Origin of the sequence: Phenylobacterium sp., assembly GCF_035569475.1 — a bacterium.
Classification (GTDB): domain Bacteria; phylum Pseudomonadota; class Alphaproteobacteria; order Caulobacterales; family Caulobacteraceae; genus Phenylobacterium.
The window spans coordinates 1-9,241 of the sequence record NZ_DATMNA010000101.1; the positions used below are offsets into that span (position 1 = coordinate 1).

The following is a 9,241-nucleotide window of genomic DNA, read 5'->3' on the forward strand; positions in this document are numbered from 1 at the left end:
CTCGCCCTCTACGGCGTGCCGCTGGACGAGATCACCCGCTACACCACCCGCGTGGAGGCGGTGACCCCGGCCCAGGCGCAGGCCTTCGCGGCCCGGGTGATGGTTCCCGGCCGGGCCAGCGTGATCATCGCCGGCGACGCCAAGACCTTCATCGGGGAACTGAAGGCCAAGCGGCCCGACGTGGAGGTGATCCCGTTGGAAAAGCTGGACCTGGACTCGCCCACCCTGATGGCCCGGCCCTGAGCAGGGCGAACCGATGCGCGATCGGTTCGACGTCGTCGTGGTGGGTGCGGGCGCGGCCGGGATCGCCGCCCTGCGCCGGCTGGAGCGCGCTGCGCTGGACGCGGTGGCGCTGGAGGCCCGCGACCGGGTCGGCGGCCGGGCCCACACGGTCCTGACGTCCGCGGGCTTCCCCGTCGACTGCGGCGCGGGCTGGGTGCATTCGGCTGACGAGAACCTCCTGGCGGGACCCATCGAGCAGGCGGGTTTCAGCCTGGACCGCAGCCCGCCGCACTGGATGCGGCAGGCCTTCAACCAGGACTTCCCGGCGGCGGACCAGCGCGCCTACCGCGAGGCCTTCAACGCCCTGGAGCAGCGCCTGCAGGCGGCGGCGCAAGCGGCGGCCCAAGCGGGGATCGACCGGCCGGCGTCCGACTTCCTGGAGCCCGGCGGGCGGTGGACCCCGCTGCTGAACGCATTCTCCAGCTACTACAATGGGGCGGAGTTCGATGGCGTCTCGGTCCTCGACTACGCGGCCTATGAGGACTCGGGCGTCAACTGGCGGGTCGCCGAAGGCTATGGCGCCGCCGTCGCGCACTTCGCGGACCTGAGCCGGATCGTCACCGGCTGCCCGGTGACGACGATCCGTCACGACAGCGTGGAGCTCGCCTTCGACACCGGCAAGGGGCGCATCACCGCGCGGGCCGCGATCGTCGCCGCGCCGACGACGGTGCTGGCGCAGGGCCGGCTCGCCTTCTCGCCGGGCCTGCTGGCGAAGGTCGAGGCGGCCGCGGGCCTGCCGCTGGGGCTGGCCGACAAGGTGTTCCTGGCCGTCGCCGAGCCGGAAGGCCTGCCGGTCGAGGGCCACCTGTTCGGCCGGTCGGACCGCACCGAGATCGGCAGCTACCACCTGCGGCCGTTCGGGCGGCCCTACATCGAGGTGTTCCTGGGCGGGCGCTGGGCGCGCAGCCTGGAGCGTGAAGGCCCCGGGGCGGCCACCGCCTTCGCCATCGAGGAGCTGGGCGAGCTGCTGGGCTCGGACTTCCGGCGCGGCCTGACGAGCCTGGGCGAGACCCACTGGGCGGGCGATCCCTGGGCGCTGGGCTCCTATTCCCACGCCCTGCCGGGCCACGCCGGCGACCGCGCGATCCTGGCCGCGCCGGTAGAGGGCCGTATCTTCTTCGCCGGCGAAGCCACCAGCCAGCGCTTCTATTCCACCGTCCACGGCGCCTGGGAGAGCGGCCTGCGGGCGGCCGAGGAGGCGATCGCCGCCCTGGCCTAGAGTTCGGCGGCCATGGCGGCGAGCTTGGCGACGGTGTTGAGGTTGCGGGCGGTCCCGGCCTTGGCCGCAGGGATTCGCAGCTTCGACTGCCCCATGCCCGCGCCGTAGTGGACGTAGATCTCGCGCCGGCCGAGGCGGAGCTGCTCGTCCTGACGGCCCACCGCCTTTTCGATCGCATCGGCCGGCGGGGCCTCGTCCAGGAAGATCGCCACGGTGGCGTTGGGGGCCTCGTCCGGAAACGGGTTGGCGTCGCGCACAGCCGCCATTTCAGTGGCCGTCCGGACCACCACGCCCACCGGCTTTCCGGCGTAGTCGGCAAGGCGGGCCTCGAGGTCGGCCTTCACCCGGGCCTCCGGCTCAGGGCTCGCGAAGACCACATTGCCGCTGGCGATGTAGGTGCGGACCTTGGCGAAGCCCGCCGCCTCGCACAGGGCCTTGAGATCGCTCATCGGCAGCTTGCCCGTGCCGCCCACATTGACGGCGCGCAGCAGGGCGATGAAGGCGGTCATGAGCTGGCTCCCGTCGGCGCCCGTGTCGTCCAGCGTGTAAGGTCGCGCTCGCGGCCCATCAGCGCCAGCCCCGAGGCGATGGATTCCAGTTCCGCGCCCGTGGCGATCTTCGAGGGCTCGAAGCGGCGATGGAAGATCGCGCGCACGGCCGGCACCAGGGACGAGCCGCCGGTCAGGAAGACGCGGTCCACCTCGCCCGCCGCGAGGCCGGCGTTGGCCAGCGCCGCGTCCACCGCCTGCTCGATCAGCGCCAGCTCCGGGGCGATCCAGCCCTCGAAGGTCGCCCGCCGCACGGCGCCCTTAAGCGAAATCGAACCGGCCTCGAACTCGAACAGGGCCGCGTCGTCCGCCGACAGCGCCTCCTTCAGCCGCGAGACCGAACGGTAGAGCTGGTAGCCGTAGTTCTCGTCCAGGGTCTCCACCAGGCGTTGGATCTTCTCCGGCTCGACGGCCTCGCGGACCAGGCTACGGATCTCGCGCATGTCGCGGCTGGCGCGCATCAGGGCCAACTGGTCCCAGCGGGCGAAGGCCGAATAGTAGCGGTTGGGGATCGGCAGGGTCTTGCCGAAGCTCATGTAGCTCGAGCCCTTGCCGAGCGCCGGCGAGACTAGGTTGTCGATGATCCGGTAGTCGAAGGCGTCGCCCGCCACGCCGACCCCGGAGCGGCCCAGCGGATGGCTGCGGATCTCTCCCGCCTCCCGCTCGAAGCGGATGATCGAGAAGTCCGAGGTGCCGCCGCCGAAGTCGCCCACCAGCACCGTGGCGTCGTGGTCGAGCTCGCGGGCGAAGAAGAAGGCCGCGCCCACCGGCTCGTAGGCGTAGAGGATTTCCTTGAACCCCAGCCGCTCGAAGGCGGTCTCGTAGCGCGACAGCGCCAGCGGCTCGCTGGGCGCGGCGCCGGCGAAGGTCACCGGGCGGCCCACGATCACCCGCTCCGGCAGCTCGGCCATGCCGACCTCGGCGTAGCCGCGCAGCTTCAGCAGGAAGGTCGAGAGCAGGTCCTCGAAGCGGTAGCGGCGGTTGAGGATCGTGGTCTCGCTGAAGCTTTCCGAGGCCGCGAAGCTCTTGAACGACTGGATGAAACGGGTTTCGGCCGGGTCCTCCACATAGGCCTCGATCGCCCAGGGCCCGGCGGCGATGGCGCGGTCGTTGGGCCTGTCGCCCGCGTGGAAGGACAGGCACGAGCGGAAGGCGAACAGCTCCCCTTCCGGCGCCGGGAACCTGACGAGATGCGCCGGCCCGGCCGCGTCGGCGAGCGCCACGACGGTGTTGGTCGTGCCGAAGTCTATGCCGAGGGAAAGGGGCGAGGTCACAGCGCGCGCTCCGGGCGGGGCGCGCCCCTTAGCAATTCCCGTGTCATCCCGGAAGCCGCGCCAGCGGCTGTCCGGGATGACAGGCTGGAGTTAGGCGTCCGTCTCCACGAGCTGGCGCTCGTAGGCGCAGACCGTGGCCATCTGCAGGATCTTCGAGACCGAGGCCGAGAGCGGGCAGATCTGCACGGCGCGGTCGAGGCCGAGCAGGATGGGCCCGATCACCGTGGCCCCGCCCAGCGACTGGATCAGTTGGGTGGAGATGGCCGCCGAATGCACCGCCGGCATGATCAGCACATTGGCCGGGCCGGTCAGGCGCATGAACGGGTAGTTGCCGCGGCTTTCCGGCTCCAGGGCCAGTTCCGGCGGCATCTCGCCCTCGTACTCGAAGTCGATGCCCTCCATCTCGTCCAGCGTCGCCACGGCTTCGCGCACCTTGTCGGAGCGCAGCCCCATGGGATTGCCGAAGGTCGAGTAGCTCATGAAGGCCACCCGCGGCTCATAGCCCAGCACGCGCACCGCGCGGGCCGCCTCCTGGGCGATCTCCACCAGGTCCTCGGCCTCGGGCATTTCGGTGATCGAGGTGTCGGCGATGAACAGGGTCCGGCCCTTGGCCAGCACCACGCTCATGCCGATGATCCGCCCGCCGGGCGCGGAATCCACGACCTGGAGCACTTCCTCAAGCACCTGGTCGAAGGCCCGCGTCACGCCGGTGACCATGCCGTCGGCGTCGCCCAGCGCCACCATCGAGGCGCCGAAGGCGTTGCGGTCCTGGTTGATCAGGCGCTGCACGTCGCGGCGCAGGTAGCCGACCCGCTGCAGCCGCTCGTAGAGGTGGTCCACATAGGCGGCGTTGCGGTGCGACAGGCGGGCGTTGAGGATCTCCAGCTTGGCCTCGGCGGGATCGAGGCCCACCGCCAGCATGTTCTCATGCACCAGCTCTTCGCGGCCGATCAGGATGGCCGAGCCAAGGCCGGCGTTCTGGAAGGCGTAGGCCGCGCGGATCACGCTGGGCTCCTCGCCCTCGGTGAAGACGATCCGCTTCTTGGGGGCCGACAGCACCGCGCCCTGCAGCTTCTGCAGGAAGGCCGCGGTCGGATCGAGCCGCTGCGCCAGCGAGGCGCGGTAGGCGTCCATGTCCTCGATCGGCTTGCGCGCCACCCCGGTGTCCATCGCCGCCTGGGCGATGAAGGGCGGGATGTACCAGATCAGCCGCGGATCGAAGGGGGTCGGGATGATATACTGCGGCCCGAACTTGAGCTGCACGCCCTGGTAGGCCGCGGCGACCTCGTCGGGCACGTCCTCGCGGGCGAGCATGGCCAGGGCGTTGGCGCAGGCGATCTTCATTTCCATGTTCACGCGGCGGGCCCGCACATCCAGGGCGCCGCGGAAGATGTAGGGGAAGCCCAGGACGTTGTTGACCTGGTTGGGGTAGTCGCTGCGTCCGGTGGCGACGATGGCGTCGGGGCGCACCGCATAGACCTCCTCCGGGCGGATCTCCGGATCGGGGTTGGCCATGGCGAAGATGACCGGATTGGGGGCCATCAGCTTGATGTCCTCCTGGGTGATCGCGCCCTTCACGGAGGTGGCGATCAGCACGTCGGCGCCATTGAGCGCCTCCTGCAGGGTCCGCTTGTCGGTCTCGACGGCGTGGGCCGACTTCCACTGGTTCATCGCCTCGGTGCGCCCGCGATAGACCACGCCCTTGGTGTCCACGGCGATGCAGTTGTCGTGCGGCACCCCCATGGCCTTCAGCAGGTCCAGGGTGGCGATGCCGGCGGCGCCCGGGCCGTTCAGGACCACCTTGACGTCCTTCAGGTCGCGCCCGGTCAGGTGGCAGACGTTGATCAGGCCGGCGGCGGAGATGATCGCCGTGCCGTGCTGGTCGTCATGGAACACCGGGATGTCCATGAGTTCCTGCAGCGCCGACTCGACGATGAAGCACTCTGGGGACTTGATGTCCTCCAGGTTGATGCCGCCGAAGGTCGGGCCGATGTTCCGGACAACGGTGATGATCTCGTCGGGATCGGTGGCGGTGATCTCGATGTCGATGGCGTCGACGTCGGCGAAGCGCTTGAAGAGGACGCCCTTGCCCTCCATCACCGGCTTGGCGGCCAGGGGCCCCAGATCGCCGAGGCCCAGGATCGCCGTGCCGTTCGACAGCACCGCCACCATGTTGCCCTTCGAGGTGTACTCGTAGGCGAGGTCCGGATCCTTCGCGATAGCCAGGACCGGCACCGCGACGCCCGGCGAATAGGCCAGGCTGAGGTCGCGCTGGGTCGCCATGGGCTTGGTCGCCGAGATCGCGATCTTCCCTGGCGTCGGGTGCCGGTGGAAAGCCAGGGCTTCCTCGTCGGTAAAGGTGCGTTTCTCGGCGTCGCTCATGGCGGCGGCGGGTCCTTCAGTCGTCGGTTGCGATGAGGCCTCGAACCTACAGACCCGAGCCCGGCGAAACAACCTCGGTCGAGCTTCGCCGTTCGAGGCCGCGCGCGCCGCGGAGGAACCATCCGCCGGGCGAGCCTGTTGGGAAAGCCTAGGTTGGGGGCGCTCGTGAACGGGAGCACCTCATGAAGACCCTTCTGCCCCACGCGGCGGCGGCCGCACTGACCGCGTCGATGATCCTCGGCGGCCAGGCCCTGGCCCAGACGCCGGCCGGCCCCAGCACGGGGCTGCAGCCGACGCCGCCCACGACCACCCCGCTGACCGCCCCGCCGTCCGCGGCGCCCCTGCCGTCGGCCCAGGCTCCGGCGCCCGCGGCGGTCGCGGCAGGCCGCCCGGCTTCGGCTGCGCCGCCGTCATCCAGCGCCGCCGGCGCGAGCGGCGCCGACACCTCGGCCCGCGTCGCCGGCGGCGGCGTGGTGACCGGCATGTCGGTGAAGGACAACACCGGAGCCCTGATCGGCGAGGTCAGCGGCCTGAAGGGCGGCGTCGCCACCGTGAAGATGGGCGCCGACACCTTCGCCGTCGACGCCGACAAGCTGGGGGTCAACAACGGCGTGGCGACCATCAACGCCAGCCAGGCCGAATTGAAGAAGATGCTGCCCAAGAAGTGAGCGGCCGCCAGCGGGGACGGGACGCGCCCGTCCCCCAGTCGCCACCGCGGAACCGGGTGGCTTGACTCTTGTGTTAGTTATGACTTACGGTAAGTCATGGCTAACAATCTCGCCTTCGCAGCCCTGGCCGACCCGACCCGACGGGAGGTGTTCGAACGCCTCGCCGCCGGCCCCAGCGCCGTGGGCGACCTGGCCCGGGGCCTGCCGGTCAGCCGCCCGGCGGTGTCGCAGCACCTGAAGGTGCTGAAGGAGGCCGGCTTGGTGACCGATCGACCGGACGGCGCGCGCCGCGTCTATCAGATCGACCCGCAAGGGCTGGGGCAGATCCGCGCCTGGCTCGACCGCTTCTGGGACACCGCCCTCGACGCCTTCAAGGCCGAGGTCGAACGCAACGACGATGAGGAGCCGAAAGCACCGTGAACGCCACGATTCAACCCGCCGCGATCCGCAAGACCTTCACCCTGCGCGCCACGCCCGAACGGGCGTTCCAGGTGTTCACCGCCGGCTTCGGCGGCTGGTGGCCCAGGACCCACTATGTCGGCGACTCGCCGCTGACCGGGGCGGTGATCGAGCCGCGGGCCGGCGGCCGCTGGTACGGCGAGCATGAGGACGGCGTTGAGCGGCTCTGGGGCGACGTCCTTACCTGGGACCCGCCCGGCCGCCTGGTCCTGGCCTGGCGGCTGAACGCGGAGTTCGCCTACGACCCGGCCCTGCTCACCGAAGTCGACGTGCGCTTCACGGCGGTCGGCGACGGCGAGACCCGCGTGGACTTCGAACACCGCGGCCTCGAGCGTTTCGGCGACAGCGAGGCGGCGGTCCGGACCCTGGGCATGATGGACGGCGGCTGGGGCCTGATCCTCGACAGCTTCACGTCCGCCGCCAACGCCTGATCCCGACCGAGAAACCCGACCCCAACCGAGAAAGGAGACCTCCCATGTCAGACCCGATCGTCGTCCACGGCATTCCGGGCAGCCCCTATGTCCGCAAGCCCCTGCTGGTCTGCGAGGAGAAGGGCGCGCCCTACCGCCTGGCGGCCATGGCCTTCGGCGCCGCAGCCCACAAGGCGCCCGAGCACCTGGCCCGCAATCCGTTCGGCCGCATCCCGACCATCGAGCACGGCGACTTCGTGCTCTACGAATCCCAGGCCATCGGCCGCTACATCGACCAGGTGTTCGACGGCCCCAGCCTCACGCCGGCCGACCCGCGGGCCCAGGCGCGCATGAACCAGGTGATGAACATCGTCGACTGGTACGTGATGCCCTCGATCACCTCCGGCATCGGCTTCAACCGGGTGGTCAAGCCGAAGTTCGGCATGGAGCCCGACGAGCAGAAGGTGGCGGATTCCCTGCCTCTGGCGCGCACCTGCGTCGCGGCGCTGGAGGACATCCTGGCCGCCAAGCCGTACTTCGCGGGCGAGGCGGTCTCGCTGGCCGACCTGTTCGCCTACGGCCACTTCGAATTCCTCGCCCAGACGCCGGAGGGCGCCGACATGCTGGCCGGCTCGCCCCTGCTGGGCTGGATGGAGCGCATGGCCGCGCGGCCCAGCGTCCAGAATACAAGCTGGGAGCGGCTGGAGGAGACGGCGGCCGCCTGATCGCCGGCGATCAAACTTGGCATTGACCCGCTCCTCCGGCTCGCGAGACTAGCGACAGCTCGCGACGCCGGAGGACAGCCGCTGCCCACTCTCGACATTAACGGGCCCCCGATCAGGATCGCCGTGGCCGGCGCGCTCGGCCGCATGGGCCGGGCGGTGTCCAAGGCTGTCGAGCAGGAGGCCGGCCTCGCCCTGGCCGCCGGCTTCGGCCGCTCCGGGCTCACCGGCGAGGGGCTGATGAGCCAGGAGGCGGCGCTGGCCGCCGCCGACGTGGTCATCGACTTCACCAGCGCCCAGGCTTCGGCGGACCTGGCGGCGGCCTGCGCGGCGCGCGGCGGCCCGGCGCTGGTGATCGGCTCCACGGGCTTCGACGACGCCCAGCTCGCCGCCATCGCCGAGGCCGCGAAGACCGTGGCCATCGTCCGCGCCGGCAACTTCTCGCTGGGCGTCAACATGCTGATGGGCCTGGTCGAGCAGGCCGCCCGGCGCCTGGGCCCCGACGCCTACGACATCGAGATCTTCGAGGCCCACCACCGGCGCAAGGCGGACGCGCCTTCGGGCACGGCCCTGATGCTGGGCGAGGCCGCCGCGCGGGGACGCGGCGTGGATCTGGCCACGGTGGCGCGGCGCACCCGCGACGGGATCACCGGGCCGCGGCCGGCCGGGGAGATCGGCTTTGCGGTGATGCGCGGCGGGGGCCTGATCGGCGAGCACAGCGTCACCTTCGCCGCCGACGACGAGGTCCTCACCCTGTCGCATTCCGCCCGCGACCGCGGGCTGTTCGCCCGCGGCGCCGTGGTCGCCGCCCGCTGGGTCGCCGCCCGCCCGCCCGGCGAGTACGACATGCGCGATGTCCTGGGCCTTTCCGACTAGGCGACCATGCTCACGGACGACGACCTCCTCGGCCTCGACGCCACCGACCAGCTCGCCGCGCTCGCCAAGCGCAAGGTCTCGGCCGCCGAGCTGCTGAAGGCCGCCCTGGCCCGCCACGAACAGACCCACGCGCGGCTGAACGCCGTGATCGCCGTCGATCTGGAACGCGCCCTGCAGCACGCCCGCGCCCTCGACGAGATCCGCGGCAGGAAGGAGACCATGGGCCTGCTGGCCGGCCTGCCCATGACCGTGAAGGACACCTTCGACGTGGTCGGCATGCCCGCCTCGTCCGGCCTCAAGCCCTACCGCCAGCGCCAGGCGGAGGACGCCGCGGCGGTCCGGCTCGCGAAACAGGCGGGCGTGGTGATCTGGGGCAAGACCAACACCCCGGTCCTGGCCGG

11 protein-coding genes are annotated in these 9,241 nt (G+C 71.0%); 8 read left to right on the top strand and 3 right to left on the bottom strand.

All coding sequences use genetic code 11. From position 1 onward, the window contains the following. Window positions 1-243 (top strand): hypothetical protein (locus VNW53_RS16480; RefSeq protein ID WP_325556911.1); only part of this gene is annotated, 243 nt, incomplete at its 5' end. A 13-nt stretch (window positions 244-256) separates the two neighbouring features. Beyond that, on the top strand, window positions 257-1,501 hold the full coding sequence (locus VNW53_RS16485) for an NAD(P)/FAD-dependent oxidoreductase (RefSeq protein WP_325556912.1): 1,245 nt from the start codon (window positions 257-259) through the stop codon (window positions 1,499-1,501). Here the strand turns inward: VNW53_RS16485 and VNW53_RS16490 are convergent. The 3 genes from VNW53_RS16490 to VNW53_RS16500 all read right to left on the bottom strand — a co-directional run bounded on the left by VNW53_RS16490 (window position 1,498) and on the right by VNW53_RS16500 (window position 5,705). Next, on the bottom strand, window positions 1,498-2,010 hold the full coding sequence (locus tag VNW53_RS16490; protein ID WP_325556913.1) for a DUF1697 domain-containing protein: 513 nt from the start codon (window positions 2,008-2,010) through the stop codon (window positions 1,498-1,500). The two genes, VNW53_RS16485 and VNW53_RS16490, sit on opposite strands and share 4 nt — an antisense overlap. Next, window positions 2,007-3,323 (bottom strand): Hsp70 family protein, encoded by a 1,317-nt coding sequence (locus tag VNW53_RS16495; RefSeq protein WP_325556914.1) that lies wholly within the window; start codon window positions 3,321-3,323, stop codon window positions 2,007-2,009. The genes VNW53_RS16490 and VNW53_RS16495 overlap by 4 nt, the downstream gene beginning before the upstream one ends. A 90-nt stretch (window positions 3,324-3,413) precedes the next feature. Further along, window positions 3,414-5,705 carry an NADP-dependent malic enzyme gene (locus VNW53_RS16500; RefSeq protein ID WP_325556915.1) on the bottom strand — a complete coding sequence of 764 codons (2,292 nt, stop codon included), beginning with the start codon at window positions 5,703-5,705 and terminating at the stop codon, window positions 3,414-3,416. Between the two features lie 182 nt (window positions 5,706-5,887). On the opposite strand from VNW53_RS16500, the gene VNW53_RS16505 reads away from it, so the two are divergent. The 6 genes from VNW53_RS16505 to VNW53_RS16530 all read left to right on the top strand — a co-directional run. After that, entirely contained in the window at window positions 5,888-6,373 is a 486-nt protein-coding gene (locus VNW53_RS16505) for a hypothetical protein (protein WP_325556916.1), read from the top strand. A gap of 96 nt (window positions 6,374-6,469) precedes the next feature. After that, window positions 6,470-6,793, top strand: coding sequence for a metalloregulator ArsR/SmtB family transcription factor (locus VNW53_RS16510; protein WP_325556917.1), 324 nt, complete (start codon window positions 6,470-6,472; stop codon window positions 6,791-6,793). Then, window positions 6,790-7,263: an SRPBCC family protein gene (locus VNW53_RS16515; RefSeq protein ID WP_325556918.1), complete on the top strand. Its 474-nt coding sequence runs from the start codon at window positions 6,790-6,792 to the stop codon at window positions 7,261-7,263. Before VNW53_RS16510 ends, VNW53_RS16515 begins: the two co-directional genes overlap by 4 nt. 44 nt (window positions 7,264-7,307) lie before the next feature. Beyond that, window positions 7,308-7,967, top strand: a complete 660-nt coding sequence (locus VNW53_RS16520) for a glutathione S-transferase family protein (RefSeq protein WP_325556919.1) — start codon at window positions 7,308-7,310, stop codon at window positions 7,965-7,967. 123 nt (window positions 7,968-8,090) lie between these two features. Beyond that, window positions 8,091-8,840, top strand: coding sequence for a 4-hydroxy-tetrahydrodipicolinate reductase (gene dapB, locus VNW53_RS16525; RefSeq protein WP_325556920.1), 750 nt, complete (start codon window positions 8,091-8,093; stop codon window positions 8,838-8,840). 6 nt (window positions 8,841-8,846) lie between these two features. Further along, a partial coding sequence (locus VNW53_RS16530; protein ID WP_325556921.1) for an amidase family protein occupies window positions 8,847-9,241 on the top strand: 395 nt, incomplete at its 3' end.

What these genes read in the sequence shown, in the direction of transcription:
- VNW53_RS16510 (WP_325556917.1), top strand. Translation starts at nt 6,470, where the DNA reads ATGGCTAACAATCTCGCCTTCGCAGCCCTGGCCGACCCGACCCGACGG.
- VNW53_RS16485 (WP_325556912.1), top strand. Translation starts at nt 257, where the DNA reads ATGCGCGATCGGTTCGACGTCGTCGTGGTGGGTGCGGGCGCGGCCGGG.
- VNW53_RS16505 (WP_325556916.1), top strand. Translation starts at nt 5,888, where the DNA reads ATGAAGACCCTTCTGCCCCACGCGGCGGCGGCCGCACTGACCGCGTCG.
- VNW53_RS16520 (WP_325556919.1), top strand. Translation starts at nt 7,308, where the DNA reads ATGTCAGACCCGATCGTCGTCCACGGCATTCCGGGCAGCCCCTATGTC.
- VNW53_RS16500 (WP_325556915.1), bottom strand. Translation starts at nt 5,705, where the DNA reads ATGAGCGACGCCGAGAAACGCACCTTTACCGACGAGGAAGCCCTGGCT.
- VNW53_RS16490 (WP_325556913.1), bottom strand. Translation starts at nt 2,010, where the DNA reads ATGACCGCCTTCATCGCCCTGCTGCGCGCCGTCAATGTGGGCGGCACG.